A 20501-nucleotide genomic window follows, 5' to 3' on the forward strand; every position below is an offset into this window, starting at 1 on the left:
TCAGCTTAGGTTTTAGTCCTGTGCATTTATGTTATTCTTTGCCTTTGGTCTCAGTAGAGACGTTTGGATGTAAGGGATAAAGATGTCACTCGCCTCACCACTAAAGGCAATAAAATTAGCAGTTTTCGGCCAAGCTAAACTAATGCAAATCGCGTGTTATGCCGCCTTGATATTTGGTGCTATGGGTTTGAGTAGCACAGTGAATGCCGCCGATGAGGCTTTGCCAAAGGAATATATTCCTCTGGTGCAAGGGCTTATCGATGCGGCTAAGGCGAACGATCCAGAAGCCATTGTTAAGCGATTGGCTTACCCACTTAAACGTGAATATCCGATCCCAGCGATTCAAAATACCCAGGAAATGGTCGCACGTTTCGATCAAGTATTCGATTCGCAACTAATTGAACTGATTGCTAATTCTAAGGTTAACGCTGATTGGCAGATTATGGGCTGGCGCGGCATTATGCTCGGCAGCGGTGAAGTATGGCTGGATTTAGATGGCAAGATCATAGCCATTAACTACCAAACACCCGCAGAGGCAAAACTGAAAGCTGAGCTGATCGCTAAGCAAAAAACGGGATTACATGCGAGCGTGAGTGAGTTTGTGAGCCCAGAATTAACTTGGGAAACCGCTAAGTTTACGATTCGTGTCGATAATATGGGGAATGATCAATACCGTTATGCCGCTTGGGCAAAGGGTAAGCCATTGAGCGAAAAGCCAGATCTAGTGCTGAATAAAGGCAAACTCGTATTCGATGGTAGCGGCGGGAATCATTCATTCCAATTTCGCAGCGACCCATACCAGTATCATTGTTATGTCACCGTCTTAGGCACCAGCGATAGCCCTCCAGGCGAGCTAGTGGTGTTTAAAAATGACAAAGAAATACTAAAACAAGCCGTCATCAAAGCAGACTAGTCTCGTTTCCCTATCCCTATGAGTGAGATTTAAAGCAGCGACCATGCAACTCATGGTCGTCGCTGCAATTATGGTAATTCTTTAGTGAATCACTCACCTGTTAGTGGCCTCTAAAGCTATCCCAAAACGAGTTAACTTTATCGTCAATGACGCTGTATTTATTGTCATTATTTTCCCTAAGATTCACGGTCATTTTGTTAAATAAAAAGTGTCCTTTAAAGCTCTACGACAATATTTGATTAATATGGAATACATCAAATATCGTGCTTACATGATCAAAGAGGTTGCCGATATCTCAGTAACATTTTTCATGCTTATGAGTCAGATGTGAGTTGATGAGTCAATTCATGTTGAGTTAGGGAGGGAGGTTTGAAGGAAAAATATTTACTAGTTAAATCTAAGATGTGACATTAGTGATCTATATTGTACTATTAGCCTGAGCTTTTCTATAATTCATCCCAGTAGATTTTTACCTAATTACCATGGAAAATAATATGTTTCCTTACAGAATACTCCGCCAGACTCACCTTGCTAAACAGTTTATCCTTTTATCCTTATTGTGTTACGGCGTTACCCATGCTGCAGAGCAACAAAATCCCGCTCAGCTTATTGATGAAGATAAACCTCAAACGTTAATCACTTTACCTGAAGCATATTTATATATGGGTAGTGAAATTGGCATAAATCATTATCAGCATGGTTGTGAGTCTTGGAGTATTGATTGCGATAAAAACAGCACAATGGCAAGCTTTTTTGCGGGTTATCAATTTAATCATCATTTAGCTTTCGAAGTGGCTTATATTGATTTAGGAAAAGCAGAAGCAACTTATCTCGAAGCTTCAAAAAAAAATATTTATCAAGGTAGTATGCGAGGGCTAAATCTTTCATCCGTGGCTTCGATTGATTTTGGTGCTGATTTAGCGCTGTTTGCAAAAGCAGGTGTATTTAATTGGCATGGTGAAAATAAAGGCCCATTTTCTACGATAAAAGCAGATGATTGGTCACCCTCTTTTGGCGTGGGAATGACTTACCAATTAAGTGATTCTTGGCAAGCTCGATTGCAATATGAGTACTTTCATCATCTAGGTAATGATGATATTGGTGGTACTAACGCTCATGCAACCAGTCTTGGGATTAGCTATCAATTTGGACGTTCAAGACCGGAGGTTATCACTAGTACAGTCATAAATTCGGTAACAAATACAGTGATTAAAGCGACGCCTATTGAATTGGAAGAAGTCACTTTTCCTGTGTTATTTAACTTTGATAGTAGCGAGCTTTTCTTCGTCGATTCTTTGCAGATTATTATTAATCGCTTAATTCAATTCCCGCAGGCCACTGTCATTTTACGAGGCTATTCTGACTCTCAAGGAAGTAGTGAATATAACTTAGCATTATCAAAACGTCGTACTGACAGTATTACCCAATATCTTACAGAACATGGGGTAAAACCGCAGCAGATCATCGCGGAGCATTACGGTGAACAATATCCTGTGACAGATAAAATTTCTGAACAACATAAGCATTTAAATCGCCGTGTTCAGGTGTTACTTCCTCAAACGATAATTCAGCCACAGCAGGAACAACGATAATGATGTCTATATCCCATCCCAAATATCTGATTTTATCATTATTGATGCTGTTATTAAGCGCATGTGGTGACGGCAGTAATTCTGGCTTTCCAAGTGGTTGTGGCGGGGAAGGCAACTTATGTGTGAGCCAGTTGACGATTAGCCCTAAAACATCAGCAGTATTAGTAAGCGGTCAGCAAAGCTATAAAGCAATTGCGATCTTCACTGATGGTAGTGAGCTTGATATCACAGATAAAGTTACTTGGTTTATAGATGACAGCAGTATTGCGACCCTATTAGTTGAGGGTAATCGAGTTGTCGCGACTGGTATCACGGATGGTTTAGCGACAATCTCTGCGAGTTATCACGATTTGAATGCCAGTGCACAGTTATTAGTTGGGGCTATTAGTGTCAGTATTACTCCCAGTGTGAGCACTATACTTACTGATATGGAGCAGAGTTATCAAGCATTTGCAATTTTCTCTAATGGCTTACAAGTTGACGTGACTCAGCAAGTTTCTTGGCATAGCGATAATCTGGCTGTGGCGAGTATTGGTGTCGTTGGTGATAAAGTCATCGCTAAAGGCTTAACCGAAGGATTAGCTATAATATCAGCAAGTTATAATGGTAAGTTTATTTATGCTCAACTCAATGTTGTTAATAGTACCGCTGAAACTTTGGTGATTACTCCGGCTAGTACAGTGATCCCTAAGGGGACAGCAACACAGTATCGTGCTTTTTTGACCACAAGTAGCGGTGACGTGATAGATGTTACTACTAAGGTAAGTTGGCAAGTCACAGACTCAAGCATCGCGACTATTGATGCTGATGCATGGCTTAGCGCACTAAAAATGGGTTCAACGAGTATCACTGCAAGTTTGATTCATAATGCTAAGACGTTAACTGCGATCGCAGCCCTAACTGTTAATAACGCCCAACTTAGTACTCTGGCAATCAGTCCTGTGGATGGAATTTTTCCCGTAGGAAAAATAGGTGCCTATCGCGCCCATGCATATTTCTCTGATGGTAGTGTTATTGATGTTACGCGAGCTTCGACTTGGAATATCGCAGACCCAAGTATTGGGACTATCATTCATACAGGGATTTTTGCGGGTGACAGTGTGGCTTTATCTCCTGGTAAAACAACCGTTAACGCGAGCTTTAATAGCATCACGGCTGATACTGGTTTGGAGGTAACAAGCGCCAAAATACTGAATATCAGTATCAGTCCGCATGATTTCTCTACCCCGCTAGGCACAAGAATCGCTTATCAAGCCTATGCGCGTTATTCAGATGGGTCAAAGCAAGACATTACCCAAATAGCCGCTTGGTCCAGTAGTGAGCCGAGTGTTGCCGCCATTCAATTTAGTGGGGCGCTATCTGGTGTTGCCAATACTCTCGCGATTGGTAATACCGATATAACGGTAAGTTTTGAAGGCATGAGCAAAACCACTACGCTGACGGTAAATCAAGCTGTAGTTGAATCATTACAAATCACACCACAAAATCCGAGTGTACCAGTGGGGGTTGAGGGACAATTTACCGCCATTGCATTTTACTCCGACAAGACCACAGTAGACGTCACTCAGAGTGCAAACTGGCAAGTCGATGATTATAGTATCGCAGCGGTTATTCCTAACGGTGATTCAGCAGGTTACGCTAAAGCCTTAGGGGAGGGAACTAATCAATTATCGGTGAAGTTTTCTGGTCAAACCGCCAGTACTTCGATATCTGTTTCTGCGGCCAAGCTAGATTCTATCTCGTTAACACCATCTGTCGCTGAAGCTCCTGCTGGTACGACTCTGCAATATCAGTTATTTGGTTTATTTTCTGATGGCACAAATCATGATTTAACCACATTTGCTAACTATCAAACTAGCGATAACGCGTTAGCATCTATCGATAGCCATGGCTTAGCCACTGCTCATCAATATAACGCCAAGCCTGTCACAATGACTGCAAGCTATAATGGCTTGCAAGCAAGCGCAACTCTCAAGGTGACAGCAGGTTTGCTTGACCATATAGAAGTCACTCCAACGGCGCAAAGCATAGCCATTGGCCATAAAGGTTCACTCCAAGCACGTGCTTTTTATTCTGATAAAACCAGTTCCGATATCACCCTATTAGCCAGTTGGAGTGTGAATGATGGTGATATAGCATCGGTAGATAATACTCAAGCAGAAAGTGGTTCTGTCTTGGGTATCCGTGAGGGGGTGGTGACAGTGACTGCCAGTTTTGGCGGTAAGACAGCATCAAACATCACTACCGTGACAGCTGCTGTGTTAGACAGTGTTAGCATTTCGCCGATTAAACATGCTATGGCTGCAGGTTTTACTCAGCAATATGCATTAACAGCGCAGTTCTCTGATAAGACCAGTGTTGATGTCTCAAAACTTAGTCATTGGCAATCGAGTGATGTGACTACGGCATCAATTGATAATTTTGGCGTGGTCCAGAGTTATAAAGAAGGCAAAGTGAGTATTACTGGCACATATCAAGGTTTATCAGCAAGTGCTAATTTGACTATTTCGGCTGCGTTATTGACTGACTTACAAATTACTCCTGATAATCCCAATGAACCATTAGGCAGTGCTGGTTATTTTACGGCTACTGCATTTTTTAGTAATGGTTTCAGTGCAAACGTCACCCGCAGTGCAACTTGGAGCTCTTCAGATTCGAAAGTGGTTAGCATTATTGCCAGCGGCATTAGGGCGGGGCATGCCAGTGCCGATCAAATAGGCACTTCGACTATTCGTGCCACCTATGGTTCGGTGAGCCAAACAAGCTTAGCCATAGTCACTGATGCTAAGCTTGTTAGTATAGTTATTACCCCTGCCACGGCGAGTGTAGTCCAAGGGATGAAGTATCAATTTACTGCTGCCGGCATATATTCAGATAACAGTCAGCAAGATATAACTAATTTAGTGAGTTGGCAGACTAGCGATACTCGTTTAGCGAGTATAACTAGCAGTGGCTTAGCGAAAGGTGAGCAGCAAGGTTCAGTCAATGTTATCGCTAATTATCAAGGAAAGCAGGCTAAAGCGAAGTTAGATATTTCAGCCCCAGTTGTCACTCGCCTCGTCATAATGCCAAATACAGCAGAACTGCCTGTTGGCGCAAGTGTTGATTACGAAGCAATTGCCTATGATTCAACGGGCAAAAAATATTTAGTGAGTAATGCTGCCGATTGGCGCATGGTGGATCAGGCAATCGCTCATGTAGATAATACAGCGACCAATGGCGGTTTTGTGACCTCACTAGCCGTGGGAACTAGTCAGATCGAGATAAATTTCGCAGGGCTTACTCAAACCGCTGTTGTAGTGGTTACCCCTGCAATTATGAGTTCATTAACTATTTCACCAGCAGACACCACTATTATTGATGGTAAAAATCAAGCTTATACAGCGACAGCTCACTTTACTAATTCCACTAGCCTAGACGTCACTAATGAGAGCAGTTGGCAGATTACTAATCCTGATGTTGCCACTCTTAGCACTAATGTTAGCTCATTAGTGATTAGTAAAGCTCCTGGTGTGACGAATATTCAGGCGACTTACCTTGGGATTACAGCTCAAACCAGCCTAACTGTGCAGGAAAAAGTGATCGATAATGTGCAAATCATTCCGCATGTTAACTACCTCGATATTGATGAGCAGGTTCAATTAAGGTGCTCAATTATTTATGTCGATTTAAGTGTAGGCGATTGTACTCATGAAGCATTATGGACAGTTTCTGATGTGAGTATTGCCCATATAGAGCCCTCAGGCGGTTTAGTTACTGGCTTAAAATCAGGGACAACAAGAGTCTTTGCCTCTTACCATGGCGTGACCAGTCTAAATACTGATGGACAGGTCACCATACGATAATCGAGATTAGGGCTATATCTGCAGTGATACTTTGTTTTTGTGAGGTGATGTTGAGTGCTAACTATGTGGTTCGATTTCTTTGTTCTGCATAGTTCTACAGAATTTAATTTGTAAGATTAAAAAGAGCATTGAGGATGAACTTAATGCTCTTTTTTATGGATAAATGCCTGCTCAAACTCGTGTGCTGTGATGGGTTTACCGTAGAGGTAGCCTTGGCCTAAGTCGCATTCCTCGTGACGAATAAAGGCATCTTGTTCTAGGGTTTCCACGCCTTCGGCGATCACGACTAAGTTCAGTTTCTTGCCTATGGCAATAATCGCTTTAGTGAGCTCCCTATCTTGTTCGTTTTCTTCGAGTTTATTGATAAAACAGCGATCGATTTTTAAGGTGTCAAAAGAGTATTTTTGTAGATAACTTAGGGATGAATAGCCAGTGCCAAAGTCATCTAAGGAGATGCGGATCCCGAGTTCCTGCAGTTTTTGGATGGCGTTGTGGGCAATGTGCTCGTCCTGCATCAACATGCCTTCGGTAATTTCAAGCTCTAGAGCGGTCGGTGGTAATTGATAGAGGGTGAGTAAGTCAGCTATGTGCTCGCTAAAACGGGGATTGCGCATTTGCAAAGGGGAGATATTGATGGCGATTTTAAACTCCTGGTCTAGCTCGCTACACCATTTTGCAGCCTGAGCCAGCGCGGTATGCAATACAAAATTACCGATATCAATGATCTGGCCATTACGTTCTGCTAAGGCGATAAATCTGTCTGGGGCTACATTGCCAAGGATCGGATTGTGCCAGCGCAGCAGGGCTTCGGCGCCTATCACCTTTTGAGTCTTTAAGTTAATAAAGGGTTGGTAATGCAGACTTAATTCGTTCTTGTTCAATGCATCGACCAAGTGAGATTCCAGTTGATAGCGTAGATTCACCGCTGCTTGAGTGTCTTGATTAAAGAAGCTGTGAGTTGAGCCATCGGCTTTGCTGATCGTCATCGCAGCTCCTGCTTTTTGCAGCAAAATGGCGGCATCTATGCCATCGATGGGCGCTTGAGCGATACCCATGCTCGACGGAATCGTGATCACAAAATCTGCCACGCCAAAGGGGGTATTACAGCAGTTAAGTACTTTATTGATGAGTTTATTGGTTTCGTTATTCGAAGGTTTATGGGCTTGAATAATCACAAACTCGGCGCCGGCAATACGGGCGATGAAGGTGTTTTCATCGGCATAGTGTTGTAAACGGTGGCTGAGGATGGTGAGAATTTTATCACCAATCAGATAGCCATAACTGTCGTTAATGGATTTGAAATTGCGCAGCCCCAGATAGAGTACTGAAATCTTTTCCTTGCGATTCACTTCTTCGAGCATAGTCGAAAGGCTATTAATCAAATTGATGCGATTCGGTAATCCCGTCAGTGAATCATAGCTTTTGTGGTATTCCAGTGAGGTTTCGGTGGAGGTCCGATTTTCGATTTCTTTGATGAGTTTGCTACTGAGTTCGGCGAGTTCATGGGTACGTTGTTGCACTTTTTGCTCTAACTCTTGGTTATGCAGTTGCAGCTTTGCCTGTTGATAGAGGGTGACGAGGTTGGCTTCGATACCATTTTGAAACCGAGCGAGTAAGCTGCGAAACGATTGGCTGTAATTATGCTCTTTGCTATCGAGCATGCAGATAGTGCCAAAGGCGCTGTTATCGGGCCAGCGTAAAGGTAAGCCACAGTAGGCAATCATGCCGAGTTTAATATCAGGATTTTTATCCCAGTCTTTATCTTTTAGGGCATTCGGAATGTGGAGTTCCTTGCCTTCTTTGATCACTGTTTCGCAGTAAAGTCCGTGGCCTAAACTGTCTTTGTCGTGTTTTTTATAGGGATTCCCCTGAGTGCGGCTCGAGGTAAAGACCTCAATATCGGTTTGATGGACACGCATGATCAAAGCGGCGGGAGTGTCGACTAATTCAGAGAGCAAATCTAAGGTTTGTTGCCAGTTATCAACCATTTCTTGGGGAACAACGATTTTGTCTGTGTCGATAGCAATGTCGGCAAATAAACGATTTTTTTGAGACTGGTTAATGGCGAGGTTGTATGGCATGAATGCTCAGTCCTAGAGGCGCGATATTATTTATAAACTATAGTCTTTTTACTCATGTTGTGAGTTTTTTTGTAGAAATTTACTTGTATTGAGATGTAGGTTTTTTGTTATCAATCGTACGATTGTGTTTCTTAAGTTTTAGATAAGAATTCAGCGCTACGCTAACAAAAGATATTCTAGTCAGTGGATTTATGCGTGGGTAACTATTTGAAAGATAATGTTAGGATGACATTTATCGATTTTGCCAAAGGGCATCTAATCGCGCCACTTTTAGTGTTTGCGGTGATCATCTTTGGGCTTGAACGGACTCACGCTGATATGAAAGTGGCGACCTTGTTATTTCATTGGCAGGGTGGCGTCGACTCTTGGCCATTAAGAGGCCATTGGCTGACTGAAAATGTATTGCACGTTGCTGGGCGTAACTTTGTTATCTTGCTGGCGGTGAGCGTTGTAGTCGGCATTGCCTTTAGTTTTCGAAGCGACAGGGTTAAGCCGTACCGCAAAGGGTTGATTTATCTATTTTGTAGCGTATTGGCCAGTGTGTTACTGGTACGCATTGGCAAGAGCGTTACTCACATGACTTGCCCCTGGGATGTGATTGAGTTTGGCGGCCATATGCTGCATTCATCCTTGTTTGCCCGTTTACCCCAAGGCGCTGAATTTGGCCAATGTTTCCCTGGCGGCCATGCCAGCGGCGGGTTTGCCTGGGTTGCCTTATATTACGTGCTGCGTGAGTATCGTCCGCATTTAGCTAAGTTTGGTTTGATTTTTGGAGTGGGTTTGGGACTCGTGTTTGGTATCGGCCAAGAGTTACGTGGCGCCCATTTTTTGAGCCATGATTTATGGAGTTTAGCCATAGCATGGACGTCGGCGAGTTTGCTTTACTATGGTTTTTTCCTGCGTCCATCAGGGTTAAAAAAAGCTAAATTGGCCGATGTTAGCCAAAGAGTCAATGTTAAATCCACTGCTGGATTAACACAAAAATAGCGACTGTTAAACTGACTAACCTATGCGATTAACTTAAACACTGAGTCCAATTGGGCTCAGTGTTTTTTTATGGCTTAGAATCTCAATTCGAAGCGCATATCGGGTCTGCGTAGGCGAGATCTTTCATCTAACAGTTGGTTCTTCTCATTGAGTAGGCTGTTTTTCTGTTTTAATAAATCGGCCTTATCGGTGAGATTATTGATCTTGCCATCAAGACTGCTTATTTCTCTATCAATGGCATTTAAGCGATCGGCTATTTCAGCTAAGCGTTTGTTAGTTAGATATTGTTGATGGCCCTGATTATAACGTTCAACGAAGGCGTTATTGCTGCAAACCCCATAATAGCTTTCTCCCGCTAAGCCTACGCGATAGCCATTTTCGGGAAGACAGTAACTGGCTAACCCTTGCTGGTATCCTTGTTTCCACTGTGCGGTATCGACGCTGAGATTAAATTCTCGGCAATCTTTTTGATATTGATTCAATTGCCCTGCGCTCGTCCCACGGTTGCCATCGGCCAGTCCTAGGGCAAACCAATCACTATTGGCGCATTCTTCAATCGATAAGCTGCTGCATTGAGTGAGCGATAGGACCGAAAGGGCGAGGAAAAGGCTGGGATAATGCATGGACAAGTTCTCTATATGTTGTGGCGTTTAGGATAAAGGCTCTTCTGGGGGAGATCTAGTTTTATATACCGCCGATGATTCTGTCTTAGATGCGCTTTTTTGGGCAAAATCCATCACAGTTTAACGGATGGATGCATGATAACCGGCTGATATTATGTTAGTTTACGATTAACACTTTCATGTCTGCTTTGGGGTTAGCTATGATTTCACCCGTTTCATCGGCGCATTCTGCTTCATTACCGACGGCCAAATCGGTTCATCAACCCAGCGAGATTGCAGAGCCAAGTGGACTCAAATCCTTTACCTATGGCGCTTTAGGATTGGCGGCTCCCAAAGCTGAGCCCAGTTCCGATGTTGCTGCAATGAGCAAAACTGAGGCGCCTACTCCCGATACAGCCCCTAATGACGCGAATGATTCGAACGATACTTATTACAGTGCTGGCCAAATACTGAAAGCGGCGGCGACCGTGGGAAGTGTGATTGCCTTATTTGTGTGAGTTAAGTTTCTGCGTAAACCTAGCTCGGATATCTATTTGAGCGGTCTTGAATTTGAATGTTCGCTGCAGGATAGTGGCTGTGGTTTTACCTCTTGCTTTATACAGGTTGGCGGAAAAGAATATTCTTTTAGTTTAAGCTTCATTTTCAGTCTCTTTCTTTGCCAAAGTCCTCAGTAAATCTGGTATTGTGTTTAACACGCAAGTGCATTAGTTTTTACTTAAAATTCGTTTAACAATCCTGAACTATATTCATCAAACTTCCGCTGGAGACCGCTTTTGTATGAAGATTTGCCCGCAGTATTCCATATCATGCCTAAGTAAGGTATAAGGGCGCTATGAAAACTCCGAAACGAATCCAACCCCTGGTTGATGAAGGACTGGTCGATGAGGTCATTAGCCAGTTAATGAGCGGTAAAGAAGCTACTGTGTACGTTGTACGCAGTGGTGATGATATCCGCTGTGCCAAAGTCTATAAAGAAGCGGACAAGCGCAGTTTTAAGCAAGCGGTGTTGTATCAAGAAGGCCGAAAAGTCCGCAACAGCCGTCGAGCACGTGCGATGGAGAAAGGCTCTAAATTTGGACGCGATCAGCAGGAAGAAGCTTGGCAAAATGCCGAAGTTGAAGCACTTTATCGTTTAGCAAATGCAGGTGTGCGCGTGCCAACGCCCTATGGCTGTTTTGATGGCGTGTTGCTGATGGAGTTAGTGACGGATGCCGAGGGCAATGTCGCACCGAGATTGAACGATGTCAGTATGTCGGCAGAAAAAGCCCTGAACGATCATGCGTTGGTGATGACCTATGTCAAACGTATGCTCTGTGCAGGTTTAGTGCACGGTGACTTGTCTGAGTTTAACGTGTTAGTCGATAGTGAAGGGCCAGTGATTATCGACTTGCCTCAGGCAGTCGATGCCGCGGCGAATAACCATGCCAAATGGATGTTAGCGCGTGATGTGAATAACATGACCCAATACTATGGCTTGTATGCTCCTGAGCTGTTGAAAACACAATATGCCAAAGAGATTTGGGCCCTGTTTGAAGCGGGTGAATTGAAGCCTGAAACGCCATTAACCGGTGAGTTTACCGAAGTGTTGGTCGAAGCCGATGTCAGTGCCGTGTTAGAGGAAATTCAAGCGGCCTTTGAAGAGGCGCAAGAGCGTAAACAAAGGATCCAAGAGGCAAACGAAGAAGACTATTAATCGTCAGTCATTGTTTTCGCCCATAAAAAAGACGCTCAAAGTAGCGTCTTTTTTATGCTAAAAATTAAGTGTCACTATTATTTTTATTGTTGATTTTATTACTGATTTTATTATTGTTATTTAATTTTTGGCGTTAGCCAATCCTTGGCTTAATCCCCAATAGAAGCTGGGGCCATCCTTGTTGCTACAAACAAGCTAGCAATCATAGAACTGTGAATAAAATGACAAGACCAGAGAGAGAAATATGTTCATGACTTGGGGGAGCACAATTCACATATTTGATCTTGGGGGAGATAACTCCCTCCCCAGTCTTGCCGAAACTTTTGCATTGTCCCTATTCGTTTGTTGCTGTTAATACTCTTTCCCAATCTTTGTTGGGTCTATCAATTTGGACGACAAGGCCGGACTAAAAAGGGCGCTGTTATTATTGTTGTTAGCACATCTTTTACATCGTTAGCGTTATCAGCAGGGCGATATGCAATCTCGTCCGACCTTGTCTATTCGGGCACGTTTAACTTGTTGTACAGGCACTCAATTGCCATGCAGCGCTTAACCTATGGTGCGTAGCTCGTTATTGAGCTGTTTAATTCTTTTCTGCAGTTGGGCAATCTCGCTCATTAATGCGCATTCTCTTTGCTGGGGTTGTAGATCGCTTTCCCGCACCCATTGGTAGACTGCCTTGGCAGATAGACCGTATTGACGTGCAACATCCGACAGTAAGCGACCTTGCACTTTAACCTCGGTGATAACATGTAGCTTGAGACTATTTTCTGCGATTCCCATGAGCGTTCCCTCTTTTACTGCTTTCTAACTAAAATATGACCGTTTGCATTGCCTTTTATTGATGATAGTGACGCTGTTCTAAATCCCACTGGCTCAGACCTAGGTGGCGCAGACAAATCCATTCGTGGCGACATAGTGCGATAAAGTTCATGACTGTTTTCATACTTCCTCCTTCATGACCCTAAATACTCGAGTTCATTTTCTGTCTCTATAGGTCCATTTAATTTGGATTAATCCTGTTGAAGTCGACTTGAGTTTTCGGCGATTTATACCGCGTCTGACTGTCTACTCACTTAGTAGTATGTAAAATTCGTGCCAATATTCTAATTTTTATTTTAATCTTTAAAATCATGAGTTTGATTATTCGATTAAAACGGTGTGATTTTTTAGAGCTGACAAAAAAGGTGCAAGGCGCACTATTTCGGTGCCATCGGCTTGATATGGAGCAGGGCGGTCTAAGCCAAGATTTAAGCCCGAAATCTGTATCTTTGCTGACTAAAATCTGGATTAGCAGAATTGAATATGGATAAAGGATTGTCTCAAGCGCAATTGCCTATATACCCAAGCTACCTGAAGATACTAGTTTCAGAGCGCCTAGGGTGCTTCAATTCAAGGCGCATCAATGACAGAATGTCGGCCACCTTTTGAATTGATGCAACACGGAAGTGGAGTGCCCTAGGCGCTCCGTCCCGGCGGGTTTTAACGCACTTTATGCCGTGTTGGTTATTTTTAACTTAGTCCACTAGGTCCGCAAATAACCGCCTTGCCTAAAGTGCGTTAAACTCCCGCTGAATCCTGCATCTTCAGGTAGTTTGGGTATATACTGCCTGCCTTGTGGCAATCCCTAGGTCATTCGTATTACCTAGTGTGAAGTGATATTTCTTGCCCTTTGAGCGGTATTCACAGTCATCAATCATATAAAGAGGTCATAAATGATGAAGTGTTTTCAGGCAGTGCAATCTAAACCATCCCTGTTAGCCATAGTGGTATTGACGACCGCGCTAGTTGCATCGGGTTGTACAACAATCAATCCCTATTCAAACGAACAGCAAACCGCTAAAGCGACCAGTGGTGCATTGATTGGTGCCGTCGCAGGGGCTGCCATTGGCGTGGTCTCTTCGAGCAAAAGCGACCGCGGTAAAGGTGCCTTAATTGGTGCTGCATCAGGCGCTGCAGTCGGTGGTGGTATTGGTTATTACATGGATGTGCAAGAGACCAAATTACGCCAACAACTCGCCTCAACGGGCGTGAGTGTGACCCGTAGCGGCGATAACATCATTTTGAATATGCCTAATGAAGTCACCTTCGGCGTAGATCAAACCGAGTTAAGCGACGGCGCTAAACGCGTGCTGAACTCAGTGGCGGTTGTGGCCAAGGAATACAGCAAAACACAGCTTAACGTTTTAGGTTATACCGATAGCAGTGGCTCAGACTCGTATAATTTACGTCTGTCACAAGTGCGTGCGGGCGAAGTGGGTAATTACTTGATGAGCAAAGGCGTCGCCTCTGCCCGTGTAAAATCAAAAGGCATGGGTGAAGCGAGTCCAATTGCATCGAATGCCAATGCCAATGGCCGCGCCCAAAACCGCCGTGTTGAGATTGTATTAACGCCGACGGGTCAGTAGTTCAGCATTATCCGTTTTACAAAAGTCGCCTGAGGGCGACTTTTTTGTGTCCGCGTTCGGGATATTTAGCCATGAGTGCCTCGCGGATTTTAGCTAGACAATTTGTCCTCTCTAACCTGTGTTTTGGGTGATCTACACCACAATCACATCACAGCGGTTTGCGTTGGGATGAGTTCAGCTTGATCCCTTTATCGATTTCACGTTCTGTATGGGGATAAGTCACAAGAATGACTTTTAGCGCCCAGAGGAGAATATGATTATGATAAGCAAACACCTGTTAGTCGCCTTGAGTTTAAGCCCTGTCATCATGGTGGCTGCTGTACAAGGAATGCCGATGAAAGCCGAAGTGACCACAGGAGCGGCGCCGATTGAATTGCGCGCCGCAGGCAGCTTAAAGGCTGCAATGAAGGATATTATTGCCGCTTATCAAGCACAGTCGCACACGAGTGTTGCTGCGCAATATGCACCCTCAGGTTTATTGTTGAAACGCATTCAAGAGGGCGAGAAAGTCGATATTTTTGCCTCGGCCAACATGAAACATCCGCAGGCGTTAGTGGATGCGGGTCAGGGTAAAGCAGTGCAAATGTTTGCCCGTAATCAACTCTGCGCGGTTGCTCAGGATAATGTCCAAGTGACGAGCGCAACGCTACTCGATACCTTGTTAGATCCTAAGATCAAAGTTGGCACTTCAACCCCTAAAGCCGATCCGGCGGGGGATTATGCCTGGGCCGTTTTTGCTAAGGCAGAAGCGGTAAAACCCAATGCGAAAGCCGCGTTAGAGACCAAGGCATTGCAACTGACGGGCGGCCCAGAGAGTGCTAAACCACCTAAAGATCGCAATCCTTATGGCTGGGTGATGGAAAACAAACAAGCAGATATCTTTTTAACCTATTGCACTAATGCTGTGCTGGCTAAACAAGAAGTGCCGAGTCTACAAATCATCGACTTACCGCAAGAACTCGCCGTGGGTGCCGACTATGGTTTACTGGTCTTGCAGGGCGCCAATGCTGCCGCAACGCCGTTAGCTGAGTTTATTCTATCGGCAAAAGGCCAAGCTATACTGAGCAGTTATGGTTTTCAACCTCCGGCAAAATAGCCTTCTTTAGCTTTTTTGCGAGATAAAACGGCACCCTTTCGGTGCTGTTTTTGTTATAAAATCAAACTGTTAAAGCGTTAAAGCGTTAAAGCGTTAAAGCGTTAAAGCGTTAAAGCGTTAAAGCGTTAAAGCGTTAAAACATTAGTGCGTTAGTGCATTAGTGCATCAGGTAGAGAGTCGCTAATCCGAGGAAGGCGAATAGGCCAACCACGTCAGTGACTGTGGTAAGCACCATGCCGCCAGCGAGGGCGGGATCGATTTTAAGGCGTTTTAAAATCAATGGAATACTCGCACCTGCAAGCCCAGCCACTGTCATGTTGATCAGCATGGCACTGCCAATTAATCCCGCCAGTGCCATATCATCCTTCCACAGCAACACGGCAACAAAGACTAAAATCGACCACATTAAGCCATTGAGAAAGCCAATCGATAATTCTTTACCAATAAGCCAACGGGCGTTGCTTTGGCCGATATGGCCTAAAGCAATACCACGGATCACGAGCGCTAAGGTTTGATTACCGGCCACACCGCCCATGCTAGGGACAATTGTCATCAAGATAGCGATAGTGGCAAATTGCTCGATAGTGCCTTCAAACATATTGCTGACAGAGGAGGCGAGTAGTGCAGCGAACAAGTTAATCGTGAGCCAGAGTGAGCGACGTAGGGTACTTTTTAGCACTGGGCCAAACGTATCCTCGTCATCATCCATCCCCGCCATCCCCATCATGGAATGCTCGGCGTCTTCGCGGATAACATCGACCACGTCATCGATTGTGATCCGTCCTAGCAGCTTGCCATCGCTGTCAACGACGGGAGCTGATACCCAGTCATTGCGTTCGAATTTCTGCGCCACTTCACTGTCGGACATGCTCACAGGAATACTTTGGATATCGGGGTCCATGATGTTGCGAATTGTGGTGCTTGGCGCGCAAGTCAGTAGATCTGCCAGCCTGACACCGCCGAGCACTTTGTCCTGTTTATCGACGACATATAAGGTATCTGTGGTGTCTGGCAGGTTGCCCCTTTGGCGAAGATAGCGCAGCACCACATCGATATTCACATCGGGTCTTAGAGTAACGGTATCTGTGTTCATCAAGCTGCCGGCGGTCTCATCGGGATAGGATAAGGCCTGTTCTACCCGCTGGCGGTTTTGTTCTGTCATCGACTGCAGCACTTGCTTGTAAACGGCATCGGGAAGACTACGTAGAATATAGGCCAGATCGTCGGTGTCCATACTCGCCGTCGCTTTCGCAACTCGCTCAGGACTCATGCTGCGGATCAGCGGATCTTTGAGTTCCTCGCTTAACTCGTCGAGTATGTCGCCTATTTGTTCTTGATCGATAAGCTGCCACAGCACTTGTCTGGCGCTGGGTGGTGAGGATTCTAAGATCAGCGCGATATCAGAGGCGGCCATTTTTTGCAGCATGTTACGTACGTGCACAAACATGCCACTACTAAGCGCTTGGTTTAACTGGTCTAGACTATGTCCGGTGTGATCGTTTTCTGAATTATCTACGGGCATTTGTCCTCCATAGTTGTCCGCCACTGTGCGGCAAATTGGTTCGAGAGTGCGCTGCTTGGCGCAGGGCTGAGACTTAGCGGTGACTTCGCGATAGCTATGCTTCAGTCACAGATAGAGCACTCTGGCATAGGTCATGCGTTTTACGCATAGATTAAGGCGGTTAAGACTAAGGTGAGTCGGCGGTAATGCTCGCTAGTGTAATCGCCTATGGTTCGTGTCGTCGAGCGACAAATGTGTCGCCAAGCTTTTGAAACGAGATGTGAACTGCACAAATAAGCAGTGTTAAATGTGAGGTGTACTAATCTGAGTGCCTGTGTGGAACACTGAGTATGAAATGAAACTAACAGGCTTCGTCAAACTTAGCGTCGATTAAGGCACAAATGGCATCCAGAGCGGGCTCAGCATCTGGGCCTTCGGCGATAAGTTTAATGGTTTTACCCATGCCAGTTTCAAGCATCAATAAGCCAAGCACGCTGGCGGCAGATGCCTGTTTATCGCCTTGTATTAAGGTGATGGTCGCATCAAACTCGGATGCCAGTACCACCAACTTAGTAGCGGCACGGGCATGTAATCCCAGTTTGTTACAGATGGTGATCTGACGTTCAAGCTTTGGCATTATTCAGCTCTCGATGGCGGGCATAAACTTTATGTTTACCGTTACTAAAGCGTTTAGCCAATTGCTCTGCGACGTAAACCGATCTGTGTTGCCCACCCGTGCAGCCAATCGCCACAGTTAAATAACTGCGATTGTTGCGCTCGAGATGTGGCAGCCAAGTTTCCAGTAAATTTTCGATTTGCCAGATGAACTTATTCACGAGTGGTTGACGATTTAAGAACTCAGCCACGGGTTCATCTAAGCCTGTCAATGGACGCAGCGCCAGTTCCCAGTGTGGGTTAGGCAGGAAGCGTACATCGAACATAAAGTCGGCTTCGGTTGGCATACCGTGCTTAAAGCCAAAGGACTCGAAGTTGATCACTAACTCTTTATCGACGCTGCCGAGCAGAATTTGTCTGACTTGGTCGCTTAAATCATAGATATTCAGGTTCGACGTATCTATGTAGTGATCGACCAGTTTTGACATAGGCTCGAGCAGCTTCCCTTCCAGTTTTATCGCTTCTTGCAAAGAGACTTGGCTCTTCGACAAAGGGTGCAAACGGCGGGTTTCGCTGTAACGCTTGAGCAGAATTTTATCGCTGGAATTGAGGAAGAAGCTGGTTAACTCAGTATCAGGAGGCAGGCTCGCGAGTTGCTTCACTAAGACCTTGTCCTGCTCAGGCATGTTACGCACGTCGACACTGATGGCGACGAGATCGTTACTGCCTTTGAGTTGCTCAAGCAAAGTGCCGATTAAGGGCAAGGGAAGGTTATCGACACAATAATAGCCGAGATCTTCGAGTACCCTTAGGGCGACAGATTTGCCTGAGCCTGAGCGGCCCGACACTATGACCAGTTTCATCCAGTGATTACCTGATAGAGTTCCGTTTCATCATGCGTCTTGCGTAATTGCTTTAATATTTGCTTGTCGCTCAGCTTTTCGGCCATGCAAGACAAGGTACTTAAGTGCTGCTGACATTGGTCTGCAGGCACCAGTAGTGCAAATAAAATATCAACAGGTTGCTTATCGATAGCATCGAATGCTATCGGCTCTTCACACTTAATGAGTATGGCAATGGGCTGATCTATATCGGCTAGTCGACCATGTGGAATGGCGATGCCGTTACCTATACCTGTGCTCCCCATCTTTTCGCGCGCCACTAGGCTTTCGAATATCTCTTGAGATGAGAGGGTCGGGTACTGGGCAGCGACTAAGTCGCTGATGAGTTCCAGTACCTTTTTCTTGCTGCCCGGAGTGGCGCAGGTAGTGCACTCCGGCCGCAGTATGGTACAAAGTTCCATTATTAGTGTTTTGTTAACTTCTCTTTGTGTTTAATAACCTGACGATCAAGCTTGTCAATCAGGGCGTCTATAGCGGCATACATGTCAGCATGCTCTGAAGTAGCAAAAACTTCACCACCGATAAGATTTATTCTCGCTTCGGCGATCTGTTGCATTTTCTCGACATTGAGCACAACGTGCACATTATTGATCTGTTCGAAATGGCGTTCAAGTTTTGAAAACTTTTCTTCTACATATGCGCGTAACGATTCGGTAATTTCGACATGGTGTCCACTCAGGTTTATTTGCATAGAAACGTCCTCCGATATCCACTGTAGGTTATAAACTTTTACGCTGATTAGAAGGCGGAATGAGCATAGCCTCTCGGTACTTCGCAATGGTTCTGCGGGCTACGTTGATCCCTTGTTCTGCCAGAAGTTGCGCCATCTTACTGTCGCTCAATGGTTTTTTCTGGTTTTCCGCGGCAACCAGTTTCTTAATGAAGGCCCTGATTGCTGTGGATGAGCACTCCCCACCATCGTCAGTACCGACGTGGCTAGAGAAGAAGTATTTTAGTTCAAAAAGTCCCTTAGGGGTATGCATGTATTTCTGTGTCGTCACCCGTGAGATGGTCGACTCATGCATTTCTACCGCTTCGGCAATATCGTTAAGCACCATAGGTTTCATGGCTTCTTCACCGTATTCAAAGAAACCTTGCTGATATTGCACTATGCAATTCGCAACTTTAAGTAAAGTGTCGTTACGGCTTTCTAGGCTTTTGATAAACCATTTAGCCTCTTGCAGATGGCCACGAATAAATTGGCTATCGGCTTGGTTTTTAGTACTGCGCGCCATCGATGCATAGTGTTGATTTACATTGATTTTTGGCATGCAGTCTGGGTTAAGTTCAACCACCCAGCGGCCATTCTTCTTCGACACAGACACATCTGGGATGACGTATTCGTCATCGTTGGGCGTAATCAATAAACCTGGGCGGGGATTGAGGGTTTGGATAAGCGCGATGCCGTCCCTTAACTCATCCTCTTTTAATTTAGTCTTACGCATCAACAATCTAAAATCGCGGGCGGCGATCAGATCTAAATGATCTTTGATCAACATGCGGGCATTTTCTAGATGGGGAGTGTCAGCGGCGAAATGCGACAGTTGGATCAGCAGGCACTCGCTTAAATCGCGGGCGGCCACACCAATGGGATCAAAATGTTGAATGCGCTTGAGTACGGCTTCGACTTCGTCGAGTTCGACCTCAGGATTACCCATAGCTTCGAGGATTTCATCAGTGCTTTGGGTGAGATAGCCTTGATCGTCGATGGCATCAATAATGGCGGTAGCAATGGCTAAATCGGTTTCAGAAAACGGCGTGAGGTTTTTTTGCCATTCTAAGTGCTCATACAGGCCTTCACTGGTCTCACCTTGGAAGGGCATATCATCTTCACGACTGCCACCGGGGCCAGAATTAGGGGAGGCGGTGAACACTTCATCCCAGGTGGTGTCCATGGGGAGTTCGTCGGGCATGGACTCTTTCGTGAGCGACTCTGCCGTGTCTATGGTGGAGCTGTCTTTTTCTGGCGGCAGGGTGCTAGATTCACTGAAATCCGTATCGGATAGCGTTTGGTTTACAGGGGCTTTAGTGGCGTCGAATTGATCCTCTTCCAGCTCGAGAAGGGGATTAGAATCTAAGGCTTGCTGGATCTCTTGCTGCAGTTCTAATGACGACAGTTGCAACAGACGTATGGCCTGTTGTAATTGTGGCGTCATGGTTAACTGTTGACCCAGTTTGAGCTGGAGTGACGCTTTCATGTTACCGCTGATCCCTACGTTATTATTGTTGGATGAGGTCGCTTGTT

At 45.1% G+C, this 20501-nt stretch carries 17 protein-coding genes; 8 read left to right on the forward strand and 9 right to left on the reverse strand.

Annotated elements, in window-relative coordinates; all coding sequences use genetic code 11:
- Positions 1–82 precede the first annotated feature (82 nt).
- The 3 genes from Q4Q46_RS12100 to Q4Q46_RS12110 all read left to right on the forward strand — a co-directional run bounded on the left by Q4Q46_RS12100 (position 83) and on the right by Q4Q46_RS12110 (position 6350).
- Entirely contained in the window at positions 83–913 is an 831-nt protein-coding gene (locus tag Q4Q46_RS12100; RefSeq protein WP_311906052.1) for a hypothetical protein, read from the forward strand.
- A gap of 494 nt (positions 914–1407) precedes the next feature.
- Complete coding sequence (locus Q4Q46_RS12105; protein WP_311906053.1) at positions 1408–2505, forward strand: OmpA family protein; 1098 nt, start codon at positions 1408–1410, stop codon at positions 2503–2505.
- A complete protein-coding gene (locus Q4Q46_RS12110) occupies positions 2505–6350 on the forward strand; it encodes an Ig-like domain-containing protein (protein WP_311906054.1) in 3846 nt (1281 codons plus the stop codon). Before Q4Q46_RS12105 ends, Q4Q46_RS12110 begins: the two co-directional genes overlap by 1 nt.
- A 140-nt stretch (positions 6351–6490) precedes the next feature.
- On the opposite strand, the gene Q4Q46_RS12115 is transcribed toward Q4Q46_RS12110, so the two are convergent.
- Entirely contained in the window at positions 6491–8431 is a 1941-nt protein-coding gene (locus tag Q4Q46_RS12115) for a bifunctional diguanylate cyclase/phosphodiesterase (protein WP_311906055.1), read from the reverse strand.
- 225 nt (positions 8432–8656) lie between these two features.
- Between Q4Q46_RS12115 and Q4Q46_RS12120 the strand changes: the two genes are divergently transcribed.
- Positions 8657–9418, forward strand: a complete 762-nt coding sequence (locus tag Q4Q46_RS12120) for a phosphatase PAP2 family protein (RefSeq protein ID WP_311906056.1) — start codon at positions 8657–8659, stop codon at positions 9416–9418.
- 74 nt (positions 9419–9492) lie between these two features.
- Here the strand turns inward: Q4Q46_RS12120 and Q4Q46_RS12125 are convergent, their stop codons facing one another.
- Positions 9493–10041, reverse strand: coding sequence for a DUF2799 domain-containing protein (locus tag Q4Q46_RS12125; protein WP_106649405.1), 549 nt, complete (start codon positions 10039–10041; stop codon positions 9493–9495).
- Positions 10042–10220: 179 nt separating this feature from the next.
- Between Q4Q46_RS12125 and Q4Q46_RS12130 the strand changes: the two genes are divergently transcribed.
- Positions 10221–10538 (forward strand): hypothetical protein, encoded by a 318-nt coding sequence (locus Q4Q46_RS12130; protein ID WP_311906057.1) that lies wholly within the window; start codon positions 10221–10223, stop codon positions 10536–10538.
- 335 nt (positions 10539–10873) lie between these two features.
- A complete protein-coding gene (locus Q4Q46_RS12135) occupies positions 10874–11734 on the forward strand; it encodes a PA4780 family RIO1-like protein kinase (RefSeq protein WP_006083079.1) in 861 nt (286 codons plus the stop codon).
- Positions 11735–12283: 549 nt separating this feature from the next.
- On the opposite strand, the gene Q4Q46_RS12140 is transcribed toward Q4Q46_RS12135, so the two are convergent.
- On the reverse strand, positions 12284–12517 hold the full coding sequence (locus tag Q4Q46_RS12140; RefSeq protein ID WP_006083078.1) for a transposase: 234 nt from the start codon (positions 12515–12517) through the stop codon (positions 12284–12286).
- Positions 12518–13452: 935 nt separating this feature from the next.
- Between Q4Q46_RS12140 and Q4Q46_RS12145 the strand changes: the two genes are divergently transcribed.
- Both Q4Q46_RS12145 and Q4Q46_RS12150 read left to right on the forward strand, forming a co-directional pair.
- Positions 13453–14142: a YiaD family glycine zipper/OmpA-like lipoprotein gene (locus Q4Q46_RS12145; RefSeq protein WP_162096847.1), complete on the forward strand. Its 690-nt coding sequence runs from the start codon at positions 13453–13455 to the stop codon at positions 14140–14142.
- A gap of 259 nt (positions 14143–14401) precedes the next feature.
- Entirely contained in the window at positions 14402–15238 is an 837-nt protein-coding gene (locus Q4Q46_RS12150; RefSeq protein WP_311906058.1) for a molybdate ABC transporter substrate-binding protein, read from the forward strand.
- 157 nt (positions 15239–15395) lie between these two features.
- Here the strand turns inward: Q4Q46_RS12150 and mgtE are convergent, their stop codons facing one another.
- The 6 genes from mgtE to Q4Q46_RS12180 form a co-directional block, all read right to left on the reverse strand.
- Positions 15396–16760, reverse strand: coding sequence for a magnesium transporter (gene mgtE, locus Q4Q46_RS12155; protein WP_115335537.1), 1365 nt, complete (start codon positions 16758–16760; stop codon positions 15396–15398).
- 340 nt (positions 16761–17100) lie between these two features.
- Positions 17101–17376 carry an HPr family phosphocarrier protein gene (locus Q4Q46_RS12160; protein WP_006083073.1) on the reverse strand — a complete coding sequence of 92 codons (276 nt, stop codon included), beginning with the start codon at positions 17374–17376 and terminating at the stop codon, positions 17101–17103.
- Positions 17363–18217: an RNase adapter RapZ gene (gene rapZ / locus Q4Q46_RS12165; RefSeq protein ID WP_006083072.1), complete on the reverse strand. Its 855-nt coding sequence runs from the start codon at positions 18215–18217 to the stop codon at positions 17363–17365. Before rapZ ends, Q4Q46_RS12160 begins: the two co-directional genes overlap by 14 nt.
- Entirely contained in the window at positions 18214–18657 is a 444-nt protein-coding gene (ptsN, locus tag Q4Q46_RS12170; RefSeq protein ID WP_006083071.1) for a PTS IIA-like nitrogen regulatory protein PtsN, read from the reverse strand. Before ptsN ends, rapZ begins: the two co-directional genes overlap by 4 nt.
- 2 nt (positions 18658–18659) lie before the next feature.
- On the reverse strand, positions 18660–18947 hold the full coding sequence (gene hpf / locus Q4Q46_RS12175) for a ribosome hibernation promoting factor (protein ID WP_006083070.1): 288 nt from the start codon (positions 18945–18947) through the stop codon (positions 18660–18662).
- Between the two features lie 28 nt (positions 18948–18975).
- On the reverse strand, positions 18976–20454 hold the full coding sequence (locus tag Q4Q46_RS12180; RefSeq protein ID WP_311906059.1) for an RNA polymerase factor sigma-54: 1479 nt from the start codon (positions 20452–20454) through the stop codon (positions 18976–18978).
- Between the last annotated feature and the right edge of the window lie 47 nt (positions 20455–20501).

The organism is Shewanella vaxholmensis, from assembly GCF_031932135.1.
GTDB lineage: Bacteria > Pseudomonadota > Gammaproteobacteria > Enterobacterales > Shewanellaceae > Shewanella > Shewanella hafniensis.